The sequence below is a fragment of the Staphylococcus simulans genome (assembly GCF_002902285.1).
GTDB lineage: Bacteria > Bacillota > Bacilli > Staphylococcales > Staphylococcaceae > Staphylococcus > Staphylococcus simulans.
Map to the genome: position 1 here is coordinate 1 of NZ_PPRU01000026.1, position 21,033 is coordinate 21,033.

Below are 21,033 nucleotides of genomic sequence, written 5' to 3' on the forward strand. Positions count from 1 at the left end.
GTCTAAAAGAGAGGATTCATGCATGTTTATGCTATTGTAACATTTCATTACATTTTATACCTTGATTTTGTTTTTTAATAGCACGTTATTTAATTATAAAACTAACTATCTTAAACATAAAACAAGAAAAAGACAAAATAAAAATGCCCACCCTATTGGATGAGCATTGTACGGTCTCGACGGGAATCGAACCCGCGATCTCCTGCGTGACAGGCAGGCGTGTTAACCGCTACACTACGAGACCTAAAATGGTGACTCCTACGGGACTCGAACCCGTGTTACCGCCGTGAAAGGGCGGTGTCTTAACCGCTTGACCAAGGAGCCGTTTTTCAAGCACAAGATAGATTATAGCACAGCTCTTTAAAAAAACACAAGCAATTTTTAAAGTTTTTTTGTATAATTTTTACATAACCCATTTTAGGAGGCAAATTATGAATCAATCCACGCACTCTGGGGGTCATACAAAGAAAGAGAAAAAACTGTCTCTCACACAAATTATTATACGTATCCTTTTCTTAACGATAGGTTCAATGCTTACGGCAGTAGGACTTGAACTCTTCTTAGTTCCAAATAAATTGTTAGATGGCGGGATCGTCGGTGTTTCGATTATCTTATCTCATCTAACAGGTTTATCACTCGGTGTGTTTATCTTTATTCTTAACTTACCGTTTTTCTTCTTAGGTTATAAACAGATCGGTAAAACATTTGCGGTATCTACGCTTTATGCGATTACTGTCTTATCTATCGGAACTATGTTGCTCCATGATATCCCTGCAGTCGTTAGAGAACCTTTACTTATCACCATCTTCGGTGGTGCCATTGTCGGTATCGGTGTCGGTTTAGTCATCCGTGCCGGCGGTAGTATGGATGGAACAGAAATTATGTCCATTCTCGTGCATAACCGTTTGCCATTTTCAGTCGGTGAAATCGTGATGATCTTCAACTTCTTTATTTTCGCAGTCGCTGGTTTTGTATTCACATGGGAAAGTGCCATGTATAGTGTTGTCGCTTATTTCATCGCTTTTAAAATGATTGATTTAATTTTAATCGGTTTAGATGAATCAAAAGCGGTCTGGATTATCAGTGATGAGTATAAAGAAATTGGAGAAGCGATTAACGACCGTTTAGGGCGTGGTGTGACGTACTTACACGCAGAGGGTGCCTATACAGGCGATCCGCGTAAAGTCGTCTTCACGGTCATTACACGTGTTGAGGAAGCGAAATTAAAAGAAGTCGTTATTCAAATCGATCCGAACGCCTTCTTATCCTTCGGTAATGTTTCTGAAGTACGTGGCGGACATCATCGTAAGAAAAAAATTCATTAAACTTCATTATAAGCTTTATGAATACAAAAAATGCAATGCAGGTTCATACCCGCATTGCATTTTTCTATATCATTGATTTTAAGTTGCTGTAATTACAACTTGTTATTTTAAATTATGACCATAAAGGTTTTAACATATTTGTTTGTGTACGGTCTGGACCTACAGAGAAGATTGAGATACCTACGTTACATAACTCAGAAATACGTTCTAAGTAACGACGTGCGTTATCTGGTAATTCTTCTAATGATTGTACGCCTGTAATATCTTCAGACCAACCTGGTAATTCTTCGTAAATTGGTTTACAACGGTTCAACGCGTTTAAGTTTGCTGGGTATTCAGTGATTTCTTCACCATCTAACTCATACGCAACACAGATTTTAACTGTATCTAAACCAGTTAAAACGTCGATTGAGTTGATAGATAAGTCAGTAATACCACTTACACGACGTGAATGACGTAATACCACTGAGTCGAACCAGCCGACACGACGTGGGCGTCCTGTAGTTGTACCATATTCACGACCTACTTCACGGATATGATGACCATCTTCATCGAATAATTCAGTAGGGAATGGACCATCACCTACACGTGACGTATACGCTTTACATACACCGATTACTTTAGATACTGATGTTGGTCCGATACCGCCGCCGACAGTAACGTTACCAGCAATCGGGTTACTTGATGTAACGAATGGGTATGTACCATGGTCGATGTCTAACATAACCCCTTGTGCACCTTCGAATAATACACGTTCATTAGCTACAAGTGCATCATCTAATAATTTAGGTGTGTCTGTTACATATTCTTTTAAGCGTTGACCAGCTGCATAGTATTCTTCGAAGATATCTTCGAAAGCTGGTGCTTCTTCATTAAACATACCTTTAAAGTATGCTGCTTTGTGTTCAAGATTTGCTTTTAATAAGCGTTCGAATGTTTCTTTGTCTAATAAATCCGCCATACGGATACCGATTCTTTGTGCTTTATCAACATATGCTGGGCCGATACCTTTCTTAGTCGTACCGATTTTGTTATCACCACGAAGACGTTCTTCATACTCATCTTGTAATAAGTGGTAAGGCAAAATAACCTGTGCACGATTTGAAATGCGCAAATTATTTGTTGGAATGCCGCGTTCATTTAATGCGTCCAACTCTTTTAATAATGCAACCGGATCAACTACAACACCGTTACCGATAACAGATAGTTTATCTTGATAGAAAATGCCTGATGGCACTAAGTGTAATTTATAAGTTTCTCCGCCGAATTTGATTGTATGTCCTGCGTTATTTCCGCCTGAAAAACGTGCAATAACGTCCGCTTGTTCTGCTAAAAAGTCTGTGATTTTACCTTTACCTTCGTCTCCCCATTGTGTCCCAACAACTACGATTGATGACATAAGAGCACCTCCAAGTTATTCTCAATTAACCATTCAATATTCTATCAATTGTAAGCGTGTAATGCAAATAGAAAACGAACATTAAATATCACAGATTTTTGGCAGTTCAGTGAACACTCAAACTTCCGAAAAAGTAATATAAATCCTTTAATACCAATGTTTTATACCGTTTATCACACTTTATATTACACATACTTATTGACAAAATAACCCTTTTAAATCGACTTAAAACCGTACATTAAAACCTAATACCAGTTTATTGTACGTAAAAATATTTTTAAATTCGTTTCTATTTCGCCTTATTTTTTCTAATTTCCCATTAAAAAAAGACCAAAACGCGCGTTTGGTCTTTTAAATTCATCTATAATTTCATTTTTAATTTTTACATCATATCTGCATGTGCATAATCAATGTCCGTGAATTTGTTGTATTGCTTCATGAAGTGTAATTTAACAGTTCCTGTCGGGCCGTTACGCTGCTTCGCAATAATGACTTCAATTTCACCATTATCATCATTTGTGACAGGTTCCATGCCGCCATCGTCATCTTCTTCACCGTCTTCACGATTATAGTAATCATCACGATATAAGAAAGCAACGATATCCGCATCTTGCTCGATAGAACCTGATTCACGGATGTCACTCATCATTGGGCGTTTATCTTGTCGTTGTTCAACACCACGAGATAACTGACTTAGTGCAATAACCGGACATTCTAATTCACGTGCAATCGCTTTTAACGTTCTTGAGATTTCAGATACTTCTTGTTGACGGTTATCAGACATACGAGAACCGCTTCCCATAATCAACTGTAAGTAGTCGATCACAATCATATCTAAACCATGCTCTTGTTTGAGTCGACGACACTTAGAACGTAAATCTGTAATTCTGATACCCGGTGTATCATCAATAAAGATTTTCGTTTTAGATAACTTACCGACTGCCACTGTGAAACGATTCCAGTCTTCATCTGTCATCGTCCCAGTACGTAAACGGTTCGAGTCTACATTTCCTGAACTACAAATCATACGTGTTGCTAATTGGTCTGCACCCATCTCTAGCGAGAAGATACCGACCGTATAATTACTTTCATGGGTCGCAACTTTTTGCGCAATATTCAATGCGAAGGCAGTCTTACCTACCGAAGGACGTGCAGCTAAAATAATTAAATCATTTCGGTTAAAGCCTGCAGTCATCTGGTCTAAATCACGATAGCCTGTCGGGATACCTGGTGTTTGACCACTATTTTGGTCTAACTCTTCAGCATTCTCATAAACTTGTCCTAAGACGTCTCTGATATCTTTAAACCCTTCAGATTCTCTCGTAGATGCGAGTTCTAAAATCTTACGCTCTGCATCACTTAAAATATCATCTAAATCAAGTTCTGAATCATAACCGTCTTTCGCGATTTGATCTGCGACACGAATCAAATTACGTTTCGCAGCTAATTTATAAACAATCTCGCGATAGTACTCAATATTTCTTGTCGTCGGCACATTGCTAGCGAGCTCCGCAAGATATTGCGGGCCACCCGCTTCACTCAATGTCCCTTCAGATGTCAGCTGGTCCATTAAGGTTACGACATCTATTTCACTATTTTCCTCAAAGAGGTGCATCATCGCACGGAAGATGTGTTGGTGAGCGCCTCTATAAAAGGACTCAGGAAGTAAGACTCCCTGAGTTTCCCCCATGAGCTGTGGATCAATAATAATGGCACCTAAGACAGATTGCTCAGCTTCGTTGTTATGCGGCATCTGGTTTTGTTCATACATTCCATCCATTTTTTGATTACACCTCTAATTATTTCATTGCTTATTTTTGTTCAACAGTGTGAACACGGATTGTACCATCGACTTTTTTGTCTAATTTTACTGGTACATTTGTATAACCTAAGGCATGGATACCGTTAGGTAAGTCCATTTTACGTTTATCAATTTTGATATCGTGTTGTTTTTGTAAGGCTTGTGCAATTTGTTTTGTGCTGACAGAACCGAATAATTTGCCGCCTTCACCTGATTTAGCTGTGACTTCTACTTCGATGTCTTCAAGACGTTTTGCTAATGCTTTCGCATCTTCGATTTCTTGTTCTCTTTCTTCTTCAGCACGTTTGTTTTTAAGTTCTAATTGTTTCAAGTTACCTGGTGTTGCTTCTACTGCAACATTTTTCTTGAATAAGAAGTTTTGTGCGTAGCCTACAGGTACGTCTTTAACTTCGCCTTTCTTACCTTTACCTTTAACATCTTGTGTGAAAATTACTTTCATTGTCCTTCACTCCTACTAATTTGTTCATCTATTGCTTGTTGTAATTGTTCTACTGCTTCATCTACTGTTACACCTTTAATTTGCGTGGCAGCATTTGTTAAATGTCCACCGCCGCCTAAAGCTTCCATTGTCAGTTGGACGTTGATAGAGCCGAGTGAACGGGCTGAAATACCCACTAAGTCATCTTCTCGTCTAGCCACTACATAAGAGGCCTCTACACCATCTAAACTTAACAATTCGTCTGCAGCTTGTGCAACTGTAACAGGGTGATAGATTTTATCATTAGATCCGTGTGCCACTGCAATACCATTGCTTTGTAGTTTCACAGTACGGATAAGTTCTGAACGATTAATGTACGTATCAATATCATCTTTTAAGAAGTGCTGCGTCAAGATCGTATCTGCACCATGTGCTCTTAAGTAACTTGCCGCATCAAAGGTTCTTGAACCTGTACGTAATGTGAAGTTACGCGTATCGACAATAATACCCGCATACATAATCGTTGATTCTAATCTTGTCAGACGTTGTTCTGTCGGTTGGTATTCAAGGAGTTCCGTCACAAGCTCAGCTGTAGAGCTGGCATAAGGTTCCATATATACCAATAATGGATGAGAAATAAAGCTTTCACCACGACGGTGATGGTCGATCACGACTTTACGGTTTGCTTTATTTAAAATGTTCTCATCTAATACCATTTCTGGTTTATGTGTATCAACAACAACTAATGTCGTTTTTGATGTCATAATATCCCACGCATCATCTGATGTGATGAAACGTTCTTTTAATTCTGGTTTCTTATCAATTTCATCCATCACACGACGTAATGTCGGATCGATATCTTCTTCATTTAACACAACATAAGCATCTAAGTTATTCATCATCGCAAAGCGTGAAACACCGATAGCTGCACCGATTGCGTCTAAGTCAGGACGTTTATGTCCCATAATGATAACTTTGTCGCCTTCCATCAAGATATCTTTTAAAGCATGTGAGATAACACGCGCACGTACACGTGTACGTTTTTCCATCGGGTCAGTCTTACCACCATAGAATCTTACATTACCATTGATATGTTTGATTGCGACTTGGTCACCACCACGGCCAAGGGCTAAGTCTAAACCTGATTGTGATAATTCCCCTAAGTCAATCAAGTTCTCTGAACCTTCACCGACACCAATACTTAATGTCAATTGTGCGCGGTAACCTACACTCTTTTCACGTAGGTTTCGCAACAAGTCGAAATTTGATTCTTCTAATTGGTCAAGAATACGACGGTTTAAATACGCTACGAATTGGTCTGAACTATACCGCTTGAAATAGATATCATACTCAGAAGCCCAACGACTGATGACACGTGTGACCATAGAGTTGATTTCAGAACGCTGTGTATCGTTCATATTTTGTGTGATTTCATCGTAGTTATCAAGGAATAAGGTTGCGATAACCGGTTTCGATTCTTCATATAATTCATACGTGTGTACTTCTTCAGTAATATCAAAGAAATATAAGACATGTTCATCTTCTGAATAACGCACACGATAATGATAATTGCCATCTGTAATTTCAATCTCTTGCGTCTTCTCTAATTGTTTCAGAATGTTCGGGTACACTTCATTTATCGGATCTGAGATAACATTACGATCCAATCGTTCAGACATGAAATGGTTCATCCATTCTACATCTTCATTCTCATCAAGAACAATGATGCCAATCGGCAAACTTTTAATCGCGATACTATTGCCAGCTGATATCTGTCCGCTTAAATCATCTACATATTGATCTAATCGTATGAATGCATTACGAAACGCAAATGCACTGATAATAATCATCACAAGTAAGACTGCAGTTGCGATACCAGCAATCAATTGGTTAAAGATAAACCAAACAACAACTAATGCGATTGCAGTTAATACCATAAGCAAGAAAGGAATAAACAGTGCTTTCTTCGTAGATTGACGATTCATTCTGTCACCTCAAATCATTTTTTAATAAATCGTTTTAAATTGAATGTAATATCTACAACACCCAGTAAGCCGATAATCGGTATCACAGGTGTCAGTAAAAATCCTATAACCATTAATAAAATGCCCACACCTACCGGCATACGTTTCGCTTTCGCAAAGTAAGCAATGAAACTTAAACCTTGGATGAACATAATGAATGATAAGATAACTTGCATATTTAAAACGATACTTTGGAACGTGCCAGGTTGCGTTGCGAACATGACACAAAGCAATACTATAAAGTAAATGTATGCGAGTACACGTTTAAACTGCCATGCATATAACGGTTTAAACACTGGGGTTGCTATTTTAAACTTACGTAAAATCGGAAACGATACAATCAAGTTAATGAGTATCATAATAAAAATAACGATAATCGTATAACTAGGTAATTGAACTGCTAATTGTCTAAAACCTTCTTCTAACACACTACGTGAAGAAGCATCTAGTCCACTCATTGCCATTGCTTGATACATTTGATCTTTAAATGGTTTCACAAGCACTTGTGAAAGCGGAAGTTTATCGAAGACTTGAAGCAGCATAAAGCCTGCCAAACTGATGATACTCATATATGTAGTTGCGATATAGAGTATACGTTCTTTCGATGTACGTTCTTTTAATAATTGCCCTACTATCAAACTCAAAATCAAAATGAAGATGATATAACTCAGTACACCCTCACTTCCGAACAGGACAGTTAAAATAACTGTAATCAGTGCGGCAATACCGAAAGACATAATAGACTTATGCCATAGAATAATACCAGGCACCGTTGCAATAAAAAATAAGATGAGTCCGGCAACCGGTATAACATAGGTGACTGCCACAATAATCAGCAATGCCAATGTTGCAAGTAGCGTCGCCTTCAGGTCTATTTTTGCAAACAAATTCGCCACTCCTATACTTTAGTAACTATAAGAATTATTTTAACATAGTTGGCAAGAATCACCTACTTGATATCACTAGCTTGCTACATGTTTTTAACAGCATAGATAAAGTTCAATTTCTTCAGTTGTATCTTATCAACTATACCCAATATTTTATAATGTTTCCCTTCAGAAAAGTGAGGTATATAATAAATAAAGTATTTATGTTATAACAACTATGGAGGAGATTTTATGGCAGCTGGAAGTATCATTACATATTCTATTGTAGGTCTGTTATTAATTGCAGCGATGATCATTCTATTTATTGAAACGAAAAACCTAAGCAAGTAAGAAATCAAAAAATGACGACCATTGCTTTATTACTCACTACCGCATCAACTCTAATCATCTTCATTTTTAGTTTGATTCAATCACTCTCTTAACTAAATAAGAAAGACTTGGACTCTATCCATTTGTTAAATTTTTATTAATTCCCGAAAACGCTATCGTAATATATTGCAAACCACGTTATAATGAGAGTGATAAAAAAAGATTTAAACGAAGAAGGAGTACCAGAAGTATGCAGAAAGTTTTCTTAGCTGGAAGCAGTCTTGCGCTGTTCTTCACAAGCATTTTATGTTTCGTATTGCATGCCTTAATTAAAATGAGCATTACAGGTCTCATCTTTTTAAACGCAGGAAATTTTCTGATTCCATTAGGTTGTGCATTTGTGACACTAAGTATTATGAGTGTCATCGCATTTCTATATGTTGATACCGCTGAGCAATCAGAAACACAAAACCAAGAGTGATAAAGTTAGACTGACGCTTGTCTGAAGTAAGACACCCATTCGTCTACAAACTCTTTAACAGCAACACTTTCAAACTATTCTATTTCAACCGATTATCCTTAGAGGGTAGTCGGTTTTTCTTTGTGTTTCAGGAAATAACAAGACGGGGAAATATTAATTTTCCATATAAAAAGAGGACGCTATGTTGGTAAGGCATAGCGTCCATGTGGTAGGTAAATATATATATTGGAACGAGGTTGGATCATCTTAATTCGTTTTCCAACTACTCGATGATCCCATTTATTTTGTTGCAGGGCCGATTTTTTCTTTTCCGCCCATGAACGGTACCAATGCTTTAGGAATCGTAATTGATCCATCAGCGTTTTGGTAATTTTCAACAATTGCTGCAAACGTACGACCTACTGCTAAGCCGCTTCCGTTCAATGTATGAACTAATTCTGGTTTAGCATCTTTGTCGCGTTTGAAACGAATGTTAGCACGACGTGCTTGGAAATCTGTCATGTTAGAGCATGAGCTGATTTCTTTGTAATCTTGATAACTTGGAAGCCAAACTTCTAAGTCATATGTTTTACTTGAACTGAAACCTAAGTCGCCAGTACAAAGAATGACACGACGATATGGTAATTCAAGTTCTTCCAAGATTGCTTCTGCGTCGCTTGTTAACTGTTCTAATGCATCCCAAGAATCTTCAGGTTTTTCAAAACGTACCAACTCAACTTTATCGAATTGGTGTAAACGGATTAAGCCACGTGTGTCACGTCCGGCAGAACCCGCTTCACTTCTGAAGCAAGCTGACTGTCCAGTGAACTTGCCTGGCAATTTATCTGCAGACAAGACTTCTTCGCGGTAGAAGTTAGTTAACGGTACTTCCGCAGTAGGAATCATGTAAAGTCCTTCTTTTTCAATCTTGAATAAGTCTTCTTCGAATTTTGGAAGTTGACCTGTACCGTACATAGAATTTGCATTCACAAGTTGTGGTACCATCATTTCAGTATAGCCGTGCTGTGTTGTATGTTTTGTTAACATGTAGTTCATTAATGCACGTTCTAACTGTGCACCTTCATTTGTTAAGAAGACGAAACGCGCACCAGATACACGTGCAGCACGTTCGAAATCTGCCATACCTAATTCTTCAACTAAATCCCAGTGTGCTTTCGCTTCGAAGTCGAATTCACGAGGCGTACCCCATTTTTTCACTTCGATGTTTTCTTCATCAGTTTCGCCTTCTGGCACATCATCATGCATGATATTAGGGATTGTAGATAATTTATAATGTAAGTCATCATCCACTTCGTTTAACTCAGTATCGATATCTTTGATTTTATCGCCAAGTTCTCTCATTTGTTTAATGACATCATCCGCATTTTCTTGATTGCGTTTTTTCTCAGCGATTTCACCGCTTACTCGGTTACGTTCAGCTTTCATTTCTTCTGCTTTACCGATTAACTCACGGCGTTTACCATCAAGTTCTAATACTTTGTCCACGATTTGTGGGTCCATTCCGCGTAATCTTACTTTCTCTTTCAAGCGATCCGTTTCGTTTCTAAACAATTTAATATCTAACATGTGTCAGTCATCCTTTCAAAATAAGTGTAGGGGTATTTAAATTCAAATTAATAATATAATTAGAGCAGCTGAAAAAAGAATAAAAAAATACCACGCCCCTACAAGGGACGTGGTATTACGTGTTGCCACCCTATTTAACAGTATGTATCAAATTAATTGATGCACACTGCACTCTCTCTAAAATAACGGTTAAACCGGTTGTTCTCTCAAATGCAGGTAGATTCGTCACGTAGTCTTAATTGCTTATTCACACCAACCATAAGCTCTCTGGAATTAATAACTAGGATTACTTATCCTGCGAACAATGTCTTATGAACTTAACTTCACTATAGCAAATAGTTATTTAAATTGCAACTCAAATATAAAATTTTTCTGAATTCAAGAAAAATTCATGTTATTTGCATTCTGCATCAGTATACGCTGCTTGCTGTAAATAACGCGATACTTGCATGATATCATGATGGAATTGACGGTCTTCTGTAATGGATGGCGTAATATTTCTTAACGTCTCATATTTCTCAAGTGAGCGTGGCGATAATTGATCAATACCTTTTAATTCTACCGCTTGCAGCGCAATAATTAATTCAATCGATAACACTCTACGCGCATTATCCACAATTTGATAGCCATGTCTTGAACCAATTGTACCCATAGAGACATGATCTTCTTGGTTCGCAGATGAAGGAATAGAATCCACACTCGCAGGATGCGCCAATGTTTTATTTTCTGATACTAAACTCGCTGCCGCATACTGCATAATCATCGCACCACTTTGTAAGCCTGGTTCAGGACTTAAGAAAGCAGGTAAACCACCATTCAATTGTGGATTTACTAAACGTTCTAAACGACGTTCTGCGATATTCGCAAGTTCACTTACCGCAATTTTCAAGAAGTCTAACGCATATGCAACAGGTTGACCATGGAAGTTGCCGCCTGAAATAACTAATGTTTCATCACCTTCATGGAAGATTAACGGATTATCATTCGCCGCATTCATTTCACGTTCTAATTGTTGTTTCACAAATTTCAATGTTTCAAAGCTTGCGCCATGAACTTGCGGAATACAACGTAACGTATACGCATCTTGAACTCTGATTTCACCTTGTGTCGTCGTTAACTGAGAATCCTCTAACCAATACAACATACGATCTGCGACTGCACTTTGTTCAGGGAAATTACGCGCATCATGTACTTCAGGACGATACGCATCCGTAATACCGTTTAACGCTTGATGTGTTAACGATGCAATCCATTCTGATTGATAAGCTAACGCTTCCGCTTCAATCCAGCTGATGACACCTTGTGCTGTCATAGCTTGTGTCCCGTTAATCAACGCCAAACCTTCTTTGGCAGATAACGCTAACGGTTCACGACCTAATTCATGTAAGACCTCAATACTCTCTTTTTCTTCTTGTTGATAAAAGACTTTGCCTTCTCCAATTAAAGCTAACGCAAGATGAGATAGAGGTGCTAAGTCACCTGAAGCGCCTAATGAACCTTGTTGTGGAATAATCGGAATAATACGTTCATTAATAAAATAAACTAATTGATCAACTAAATCAGTTGTGACACCTGAATGACCTTTCAACATTGTATTCAAACGTAAAATCATCATCACAAGTGCAACATCGTGAGAAAACGGATCACCTGTACCGCAAGCATGTGAACGAATCAAGTTCACTTGAAGTTGATTATATTGCTGTGGATCGATTAAGACATCACTAAACAAGCCGAAGCCTGTTGTAATTCCGTAAATCGTTTCTTTATTTTTAATAATATCTTCTACAATAGCACGACTTTGTTTAACGCGTTCCATCGCATCAGATGAGATTGTTACCTTATCTTGCTGGTGTAAAAATTTTTTTATATCTTCAATTGTGAGCGATGCTCCGTTTAATTCTAGTGTCAATTGAATTACCCCCTCAAAAAATAAATGTATACAATTATCCCAAGTATACGCTTACATTTTTAGAAGGACAATAGATTCTGCCAAAGCCGTAGCGTGTTAATACGTCACTAGTTTAGCACGCTAAATTTAAATAACAGTTTTCTATCCAACCAGACAATATGAGTTAAACAAAGGTAATCTTCACCCGTTCATCCTTACGCGCACAAGACTTTACAAAACGTTCAATAAGTCTTCGCAAGGAAAGTGTTGACTTACCTAAACGATAGGTATAAGATGTTGTAATGCATTGAGAAACAATCAACATTACAGGTATGAAAGGCTCACTCCAATGACAGGAGTGTGCTTAAATTTTATAAATAATCAAATACATCGAAAACCTAAAGCTCCATTGTATGAAGCTTAAGTGTAAAATGAATGGGTTATGGAGGGATTATGGTGGAAATTTTAACAGATGTTACGATTCCAAAACGAAAAGATGAGACGCACAAAGGAGATTACGGCAGAATCTTATTAATTGGTGGAAACGCAAATTTAGGCGGCGCAATTATTATGGCTGCACGTGCATGTGTGTATAGCGGAAGCGGTTTGATTACAGTTGCAACACACCCGACGAATCATGCGGCTTTGCACTCACGCTGTCCTGAAGCGATGGTCGTGGACATTAATGATACCAAGATGTTAACAAAACTCATTGAAACATCAGACAGTATTTTAATCGGCCCTGGACTTGGTTTAGACTTTAAAGGCAATAATGCGATGACATTCTTGCTTCAAAATATCCAACCGCATCAGAACCTGATTATTGATGGTGATGCGATTACAATTATGAGTAAATTAAAAGTGGAAGTACCTAAGTGTCAAAATGTTGTGTTCACACCACACCAAATGGAATGGGAAAGATTAAGCGGCATTCCAATTGAGGAACAAACTTATGAACGTAACCGTGAAGCTGTAGATCAAATACACTCTGCAGTTGTCTTAAAACAACATGGCACAGAAATCTATTTAAAAGATAACACGTACAAATTAGAGATTGGTACACCAGCTATGGCTACTGGCGGTATGGGTGATACATTATCAGGTATTATCACAAGTTTTATCGGTCAGTTTGACGACTTTGATTATGCGGTTAAAACTGCGACTTATGTGCATAGTTATATTGGTGAACACTTATCTAAAGAAATGTACGTTGTTCCGCCATCAAACTTAATCGCGGAAATCCCATATGCGATGAAGCGTTTAGAAGAAAAAGAAAATTAAACTTAATCTATTAAGAGTAATAAAAAAGCTTTCTGCTTAACCTAGTGGTTTTGCAGAAAGCTTTTATTTTATCTATTCACTTAAATTATTCTTCTTCGTTATCTTCATCTTCTGAATCTGCGTTTTCAATATCTTCGTTCACGCGATCCATGAAGTCTTGTCTTAATTCAGTGCGTTCACCGTCTTCTTCTACAGTTTCATCTAATTCTTCTGTATGAATTGTACGGTCATCATCTTCTGATTCGACGACTTGTTCACTGATTGTTGGTGTTGGACCATTTTCACCTGGTTCTGTTTCATCTTCAGAAGTACCTTCTAATTCATCTTCTGGTTCTTCTTGAACTTTCGCAACCGTAGAAACAAATTGTTCATCACTCAAGCGGATTAATCTTACCCCTTGTGCTGAACGTCCGTTTTGTGAAATGTCACCGACATCGATACGGATAATCACACCATGGTTTGTGACAATCATTAAGTCCTCTTCGCCTGTTACTGTTGTGATGCAGACGATATCACCATTTTTCTCAGTAATCGTAGCTGTTTTGATACCTTTACCGCCACGGTTAGACACACGGTATTCTTCAAGTGGTGTACGTTTACCGTAACCATTTTCAGTGACTACTAATACTTCATCTTCACTATCGCCATTTGCGACTGCGAGTCCGATGACTTCATCACCTTCACGTAAAGTGATACCTTTTACGCCGGCAGCTGTTCGGCCAAGTGGACGTAAGAGTGATTCTTTGAAGCGGATAAGTGATGCACGTGATGTACCAAGTAAGACATCTTTTGAGCCATCTGTAAGACGTACTGCTACGAGTTCATCTTCATCTCTGAAGTTGATCGCAATCTTACCGTTTCTATTGATGTGTGAGAAGTTGCTTAGAGATGAACGTTTCACGATACCGTGTTTCGTTGCGAAGATTAAGAAGGCATCTTCTTTCTCTAAATCTTTCACCGCAATCATCGTACTGATGACTTCACCATTTTCAAGCTCAATTGCGTTGATAACTGGAATACCTTTAGACTGACGTGAGAGTTCCGGCACCTCGTACCCTTTAAGTTTGTAGACACGTCCTTGGTTCGTAAAGAACAATACATGGTCGTGGGTACTCAATGTGACAATTTGACTCACGAAGTCTTCTTCTAATGTATTCATACCTTGCACACCGCGACCGCCACGATTTTGTGCACGGTACGTAGAAACAGGTAAACGTTTGATGTAGTTATTATGACTTAATGTGATTACAATTTGTTCTTCTGGAATTAAGTCTTCATCTTCAATATGGTCTAAACCGCCAAGTTGAATTTCAGTACGACGTTCATCACCATATCGTTCTCTGACTTCGATTAATTCGTCACGAACAAGTTGTAATAATTTTTCTTCGTCAGCAAGAATCGCTCTTAATTCTTCAATGTATGCAATCAAGTCGTTATATTCAGATTCAATTTTATCTCTTTCTAAACCTGTTAAACGTCTTAAACGCATATCTAAGATAGCTTGTGCTTGACGCTCAGATAATTTGAAGCGTTCTTGTAAACGTTCCATTGCTACTTTATCTGTATCAGATTCACGGATTGTTGTGATGATTTCATCAATATGATCTAACGCAATACGTAAACCTTCTAAGATATGTGCACGGTCTTCAGCTTTTTTCAAGTTGTATTCCGTACGTCTACGCACGACTACTTTTTGATGTTCTAAGTATTCGACCAATGCTTCTTTTAAATTAATTAATTTCGGTCTGCCATTGATTAAGGCAATCATGTTCACACCGAATGAAGTTTGAAGTGGTGTTTGTTTGTATAAGTTATTTAAAATAACACTCGCATTCGCATCTTTACGGACATCGATTACGACACGTACGCCAGTACGTAAACTTGTTTCATCACGTAAGTCTGTAATACCATCGATTTTCTTGTCACGTACTAATTCTGCGATTTTCTCAATCATACGCGCTTTGTTGACTTGGAACGGAATTTCAGTCACAACGATACGTTGACGACCGCCGCCACGTTCTTCAATTTCAGCACGTGCACGCATTTGAATAGATCCACGTCCTGTTTCATAAGCACGACGGATACCGCTCTTACCTAAAATTAAACCAGCAGTCGGGAAGTCAGGTCCAGTAATGTCTTCCATCAATTCTGCGATTGTGATATCAGGATTATGACTTAAACTTAATACACCATTGATGACTTCTGTCATGTTGTGAGGTGGAATATTCGTCGCCATACCTACCGCGATACCTGCAGCACCGTTCACTAAGAGGTTAGGGAAACGTGCCGGTAAGACTTCCGGCTCTCTTTCTGTACCATCATAGTTATCGATAAAGTTGATTGTATCTTTATTGATATCTCTTAATAATTCAGTCGCAAGTTTTGTCATACGTGCTTCTGTATAACGCATTGCTGCTGCACCATCGCCATCCATGGAACCGAAGTTACCTTGACCGTCTACAAGAGGATAACGATAGCTGAAATCCTGAGCCATACGTACCATGGCTTCATAAATAGATGAGTCACCGTGAGGGTGATACTTACCCATTACGTCACCTACGATACGTGCGGATTTCTTATACGGTTTATCAGGCGTCATCCCTTGTTCGTTCAACCCGTACAAAATACGACGATGTACCGGTTTCAAACCATCTCTGACATCTGGCAAAGCACGAGATACGATAACACTCATCGCATAGTCTAAGAACGATTCACGCATCTCGTTACTAATATTTCGTTCAATTATTCTTGATTCAGGATATTCAGCCATCAAGATTGCCTCCTTAAGTTATTAATTCCGTAGCTGTTTCGCTGATTCATAGCTTCCAAAATTAGAAATCCAAGTTCGCGTAAACCGCATTTTCTTCGATGAATTGACGACGGTTTTCTACAACATCGCCCATTAACATTTCGAAAGTTAAATCCGCTTCAATCGCATCTTCTAATGTCACTTGTAACATTGAACGATGTTCTGGATTCATTGTTGTTTCCCATAATTGATCTGCATCCATTTCACCTAAACCTTTATAACGGGCAATAGACCATTTCGGTGTCGGTTTCAATTCAGATTTCAATTTCTCTAATTCACGTTCGTTAAAGACATAGTATTTCTGTTTACCTTGTGTCAATTTGAATAAAGGCGGTTGTGCAATGTATACATAACCCGCTTCAATCAACGGACGCATGAAGCGATAGAAGAATGTCAATAACAGTGTTCTGATATGCGCACCATCCACATCGGCATCTGTCATGATAACGATTTTGTGATAACGTGCTTTCGAAATATCGAATTCTTCTCCGATACCGGTACCGAATGCAGTAATCATAGAACGGATTTCATTATTATTTAAGATTCTGTCTAAACGTGATTTTTCAACGTTCAAGATCTTACCACGTAGCGGTAAAATCGCTTGTGTTCTTGAATCACGACCAAGTTTTGTAGACCCCCCGGCAGAGTCACCTTCGACGATGAAGATTTCACTCTCTTCAGGGTTTTTACTTGAACAGTCAGCTAATTTACCTGGTAAGCTTGAAACTTCTAATGCTGATTTTCTACGAGTTACTTCACGTGCTTTTTTAGCTGCGATACGTGCACGAGAAGCCATCATACCTTTTTCGACAATAATACGAGCAACTTGTGGATGTTCTAACAAGAAACGCTCCATATCCTCTGTGAAGAGTCTGTCTACGATTTGACGAACTTCAGAGTTGCCGAGTTTTGTTTTTGTTTGTCCTTCGAATTGAGGGTTGCTGTGCTTAATTGAGACAACCGCTGTTAAACCTTCACGTGTATCTTCACCAGATAAACGCTCTTTATCATCTTTCATAATGCCTTGTTGAATACCATAACTGTTCAATACACGTGTTAACGCACGTTTAAAGCCGTCTTCATGTGTACCGCCTTCGTAAGTATGGATATTGTTCGCATAAGATAATAAGTTTGTTGAGAAACCGCTGTTGTATTGCAATGCAATTTCTACTTCCACGTCATCTTTACGGTCATGTAAGTAAACTGGCTCATCAAATAAAGGCTCTTTATTCTCATTGATCAACTCAACGTAAGATTTAATACCGCCTTCATAGTGATATGAGTCTTCTTTTACTTCTTCACCGCGTTCATCACGTAAAGTAAGCTGAATGCCTTTGTTTAAGAAAGCCAACTCACGAATACGTTTTTGAAGCAATTCATACTGATACGTTGTTGTTTCAGTAAAGATTTCAGGGTCAGCTTTAAAGCGGATTTCAGTTCCTGTATGTTCTGTTTCGCCAACCACTTTTAAATCATATTGAGGAACCCCGCGTTTATACGCTTGGTTATAAATTTTATTATTACGGTGTACAAACACTTCTAATGTTTCAGAAAGTGCGTTAACAACTGAAGATCCTACACCATGCAGACCGCCTGATACTTTGTATCCGCCACCGCCGAATTTACCGCCGGCATGCAATACAGTTAAGATAACCTCAACTGCTGGACGGCCCATTTTTTCTTGAATATCAACTGGAATACCACGGCCGTTATCTGTTACACGAATCCAGTTATCTTTCTCGATAATGACTTCGATTGTATCAGCATAGCCAGCCAATGCTTCGTCAATACTATTATCTACAATTTCCCATACAAGATGGTGCAGACCTCTTTCTGAAGTCGATCCGATATACATACCTGGACGTTTACGAACGGCTTCAAGTCCTTCTAATACCTGTATTTGTCCAGCACCATAATCTTCCGTGTTGTTCACATCTGACAATGCTTCCACCTTCACTTTCTATCACTTGATAATTTCACCTTGATTGATTCGGTAAAGTTTTGCATGTTTCATAATTTCATGATCAATACCTTCTACAGACGTTGTAGTCACAAATGTCTGCACCTTATCTTGAATTGTACTCAGCAGGTGAGTCTGACGAGAGTCATCTAATTCACTCAGCACATCATCAAGCAATAAGATAGGGTATTCGCCGACTTCTTTGTTAATCAGTTCAATCTCAGCCAGCTTAATTGATAATGCAGATGTCCGCTGTTGACCTTGTGAGCCATAAGTCTGAGCATCCATCCCATTAACGTTAAAACCTAAATCATCACGGTGCGGACCATAAAGGGCCACGCCGCGTTCTATTTCTCTGTCCATATTGTCAGCCATCAATTGCTGCACTTCTTCAAACAAAGCCGCTTCATCCTCAGTATCAGACAACTTCAAGCTCGGACGATATTTAACCTCTAAGCTTTCTCTGTTGTCTGTAATGCTGGCATGAATCGGTTGTGCAAGCACTTCTAATTCCTCGATAAAGTGCGCACGCTTCAAAGTGACTTTAAGCGCATACTCCGCAAACTGCTGATTTAATACCTCAAGCATTGTGCGGTCTGTTTTCTGCTTAATCTGAAGCTGTTTTAAGTAATTGTTCTTTTGTTTCAAAATCCGTTGATATTGAGACAAATCATTCAGGTAAACCGCAGACATCTGACCTAGCTCCATATCAATAAAGCGACGTCTGACTTGCGGTGATCCTTTGACAATATTCAGGTCCTCTGGGGCAAAAAGAACAACATTCAAGTGTCCGATATATTGTGTCAGACGATGTTGTTCTAAATGATTTACTTTAACCTTTTTGCCTTTTTTAGTTATAAACATGGTCAATGGCATCTTCCCATGTCGATAACTCAGCTCACCTTCTATTTTAGCATACTCAGCCCCAAAGCGTATGAGCTCTTTATCATTTGAAGTTCGATGGCTTTTCGCTAATGCAAGTGTGTAAATGGATTCTAATAAATTAGTTTTGCCTTGCGCATTTTCACCAATCAAAATATTCACATCTGGATGGCAATCCAATGCGACTTCTTCATAATTGCGATAATTTTCAAGTTGGAGTGCATTTAATTTCATTGGTCACCTTGATGAGCAATTACAAAAGAACCCACTTCAGGTATTTCAATTTGATCGCCATCTTCGAGTTTTTTACCACGACGTGTTTCACGCTCACCGTTTAAGAAAACTTCGAAATCTTTTAAAAACCATTTTGCCTGTCCACCTGATTCAATAATGCCTTCAGTTTTCAGGAATTGTCCTAAAGTAATGTCACCTTCAACCATGATTTTTTCAGTCAACACACTCACTCCATTTCTTTATAAGGTCATTAATATATTATACCTTTTTTCGTAATAAATTTCATGTTTGAGCGGTTGAAATCTAGCGTTTTCTCATCATTTTTTCACGTTAATCTCAGATTTTGAATTTTTCAGCTTCTTTAACACTCATTTTTCGCATTTTAAAAGGTGACATTGAACATTTTAAGCGCATCGATATTTTTATCCTAAATAATTTTAAAATGCATTCAGCGACATCTGAGACACTTTAAAATGAATTTCACGTTGTTATTTTAAATCTGCCATAAAAAAACGGAAACCCTGCAAAGAGGATTTCCGTTTTTTAAAGTGAATATCACCTTTTGTTTTTGAGATTAGTATGTTCTGATTGGCAAGATTAATTGCACAACTGAATCGTCATCTTTTGGCTTTAATGTGAATGGTTTCATCGTACCGAAGAATTCAACTTCTACTTCGTCATTATCGATTGCTTTTAAAGCATCCATCATGTACTTAGAGTTGAATGAGATTTTCAAGCTGCTGCCTTCCACACTGTTTGCATCAACATCTTCTTTTACCGTACCGATTTCTGGTGATGTAGAAGAAAGTTCGACTTCTTGATTGCCAGTGCTTAATTTGATTACGTTATTACCGCCTTCACGCGCAAGTAATGACGCACGATCAATTGCGTGATAGAAATCACTGTTGCTCATTTCAATTTTTGTTTCGTAGTTCTCTGGGAACAAACGAGATGTATCTGGATAATGTCCTTCAAGCAATCTTGAAATGAAATTGATGTTGCCGACTTTAAATAACACTTGGTTAGATGCGAAGAAGATATTAATGTCATCTTCTGAATCAGTGACAATTTTATTAAGTTCAGCTAAAGCTTTACCTGGAATGATGACATTTTTATTATCAATGTCTTCGTCTTCTAGTTTAAGTTTGCGAACTGCTAAACGGTGTGAGTCTGTTGCAGTGCATATTAATTCATTATCTTGAATCAACCAGTTCACACCAGTTAAAACTGGCCGTGTTTCTGAGGTGGACACTGCGAAGTTTGTTTGTGCAATCACGTTTTTAAGTACTTTAATTGGTAATTGAATTGCGTCATCTTGAGAAACTTGAGGTAATAATGGGTATTGATCTGGGTCTAAGCCGCTCAAGTTGAACTCTGAATGACCTGAAGTAATCAATGTTTGGAATTGCTCATTTGTTGATAACTTCACATCTTTGCCTGGTAATTTTTTAATAATATCTACAAAGAAACGACCAGGAAGTACAACGGATCCTGTTTCAGCAATCGTTACAATCTCTTCTCCGTCAACTTCTTTAGGGATTGAAATTTCAATTGAAATCTCAGAATCTGAACCTGTTAAAATAATGCCTTCTTCTTTTGCATCGATTTTGATACCCGTTAAGATCGGCAATGTTGTTCTTGGTGAAATGGCTTTTAATGTGTCATTTAATTGATTTATGAAATAGTCTCTTTTAATCGTGAATTCCATCATAAATTTTAAACTCCTTCCAGTCGTTTATAACTTAATT

15 protein-coding genes, 2 tRNA genes and 1 other annotated feature are annotated in these 21,033 nt (G+C 38.2%); of the genes, 3 read left to right on the forward strand and 14 right to left on the reverse strand.

What is annotated here, in order from left to right:
• Positions 1–171: 171 nt before the first annotated feature.
• Positions 172–244: transfer RNA gene (locus CD112_RS07090), tRNA-Asp, on the reverse strand.
• A 5-nt stretch (positions 245–249) separates the two neighbouring features.
• Positions 250–324: transfer RNA gene (locus CD112_RS07095), tRNA-Glu, on the reverse strand.
• Positions 325–431: 107 nt separating this feature from the next.
• On the opposite strand from CD112_RS07095, the gene CD112_RS07100 reads away from it, so the two are divergent.
• Positions 432–1,325: a YitT family protein gene (locus CD112_RS07100; protein WP_002480280.1), complete on the forward strand. Its 894-nt coding sequence runs from the start codon at positions 432–434 to the stop codon at positions 1,323–1,325.
• Between the two features lie 112 nt (positions 1,326–1,437).
• On the opposite strand, the gene CD112_RS07105 is transcribed toward CD112_RS07100, so the two are convergent.
• The 5 genes from CD112_RS07105 to CD112_RS07125 all read right to left on the reverse strand — a co-directional run bounded on the left by CD112_RS07105 (position 1,438) and on the right by CD112_RS07125 (position 7,890).
• The gene (locus CD112_RS07105; RefSeq protein ID WP_002480281.1) at positions 1,438–2,724 is read right to left on the reverse strand and encodes an adenylosuccinate synthase; all 1,287 of its coding nucleotides are present in this window, start codon (positions 2,722–2,724) and stop codon (positions 1,438–1,440) included.
• A 382-nt stretch (positions 2,725–3,106) separates the two neighbouring features.
• On the reverse strand, positions 3,107–4,504 hold the full coding sequence (gene dnaB / locus CD112_RS07110) for a replicative DNA helicase (RefSeq protein WP_002480282.1): 1,398 nt from the start codon (positions 4,502–4,504) through the stop codon (positions 3,107–3,109).
• 31 nt (positions 4,505–4,535) lie between these two features.
• Complete coding sequence (rplI, locus tag CD112_RS07115; protein WP_002480283.1) at positions 4,536–4,985, reverse strand: 50S ribosomal protein L9; 450 nt, start codon at positions 4,983–4,985, stop codon at positions 4,536–4,538.
• Positions 4,982–6,949, reverse strand: a complete 1,968-nt coding sequence (locus CD112_RS07120; RefSeq protein ID WP_002480284.1) for a DHH family phosphoesterase — start codon at positions 6,947–6,949, stop codon at positions 4,982–4,984. Before CD112_RS07120 ends, rplI begins: the two co-directional genes overlap by 4 nt.
• 14 nt (positions 6,950–6,963) lie before the next feature.
• Positions 6,964–7,890 carry a DUF2232 domain-containing protein gene (locus tag CD112_RS07125; protein ID WP_172954256.1) on the reverse strand — a complete coding sequence of 309 codons (927 nt, stop codon included), beginning with the start codon at positions 7,888–7,890 and terminating at the stop codon, positions 6,964–6,966.
• 544 nt (positions 7,891–8,434) lie between these two features.
• Between CD112_RS07125 and CD112_RS07130 the strand changes: the two genes are divergently transcribed.
• Entirely contained in the window at positions 8,435–8,665 is a 231-nt protein-coding gene (locus tag CD112_RS07130; protein ID WP_002480287.1) for a hypothetical protein, read from the forward strand.
• Positions 8,666–8,944: 279 nt separating this feature from the next.
• Here the strand turns inward: CD112_RS07130 and serS are convergent, their stop codons facing one another.
• A complete protein-coding gene (gene serS / locus CD112_RS07135) occupies positions 8,945–10,231 on the reverse strand; it encodes a serine--tRNA ligase (protein ID WP_002480288.1) in 1,287 nt (428 codons plus the stop codon).
• 100 nt (positions 10,232–10,331) lie between these two features.
• Positions 10,332–10,536: a binding site (T-box leader), on the reverse strand.
• An 89-nt stretch (positions 10,537–10,625) separates the two neighbouring features.
• The gene (gene hutH / locus CD112_RS07140) at positions 10,626–12,140 is read right to left on the reverse strand and encodes a histidine ammonia-lyase (RefSeq protein WP_061054972.1); all 1,515 of its coding nucleotides are present in this window, start codon (positions 12,138–12,140) and stop codon (positions 10,626–10,628) included.
• 435 nt (positions 12,141–12,575) lie between these two features.
• Between hutH and CD112_RS07145 the strand changes: the two genes are divergently transcribed.
• Positions 12,576–13,400: an NAD(P)H-hydrate dehydratase gene (locus CD112_RS07145; RefSeq protein ID WP_023014869.1), complete on the forward strand. Its 825-nt coding sequence runs from the start codon at positions 12,576–12,578 to the stop codon at positions 13,398–13,400.
• 85 nt (positions 13,401–13,485) lie between these two features.
• On the opposite strand, the gene gyrA is transcribed toward CD112_RS07145, so the two are convergent.
• The 5 genes from gyrA to dnaN form a co-directional block, all read right to left on the reverse strand.
• Positions 13,486–16,170: a DNA gyrase subunit A gene (gene gyrA, locus CD112_RS07150; protein ID WP_061054970.1), complete on the reverse strand. Its 2,685-nt coding sequence runs from the start codon at positions 16,168–16,170 to the stop codon at positions 13,486–13,488.
• A 61-nt stretch (positions 16,171–16,231) separates the two neighbouring features.
• Positions 16,232–18,160, reverse strand: a complete 1,929-nt coding sequence (gene gyrB / locus CD112_RS07155; protein WP_031262353.1) for a DNA topoisomerase (ATP-hydrolyzing) subunit B — start codon at positions 18,158–18,160, stop codon at positions 16,232–16,234.
• A gap of 12 nt (positions 18,161–18,172) precedes the next feature.
• Positions 18,173–19,285 carry a DNA replication/repair protein RecF gene (gene recF, locus CD112_RS07160; protein ID WP_002480293.1) on the reverse strand — a complete coding sequence of 371 codons (1,113 nt, stop codon included), beginning with the start codon at positions 19,283–19,285 and terminating at the stop codon, positions 18,173–18,175.
• Complete coding sequence (yaaA, locus tag CD112_RS07165; RefSeq protein ID WP_199790672.1) at positions 19,282–19,491, reverse strand: S4 domain-containing protein YaaA; 210 nt, start codon at positions 19,489–19,491, stop codon at positions 19,282–19,284. The genes recF and yaaA overlap by 4 nt, the downstream gene beginning before the upstream one ends.
• A gap of 368 nt (positions 19,492–19,859) precedes the next feature.
• Positions 19,860–20,996, reverse strand: coding sequence for a DNA polymerase III subunit beta (gene dnaN / locus CD112_RS07170; RefSeq protein ID WP_060803763.1), 1,137 nt, complete (start codon positions 20,994–20,996; stop codon positions 19,860–19,862).
• Positions 20,997–21,033: the final 37 nt, after the last annotated feature.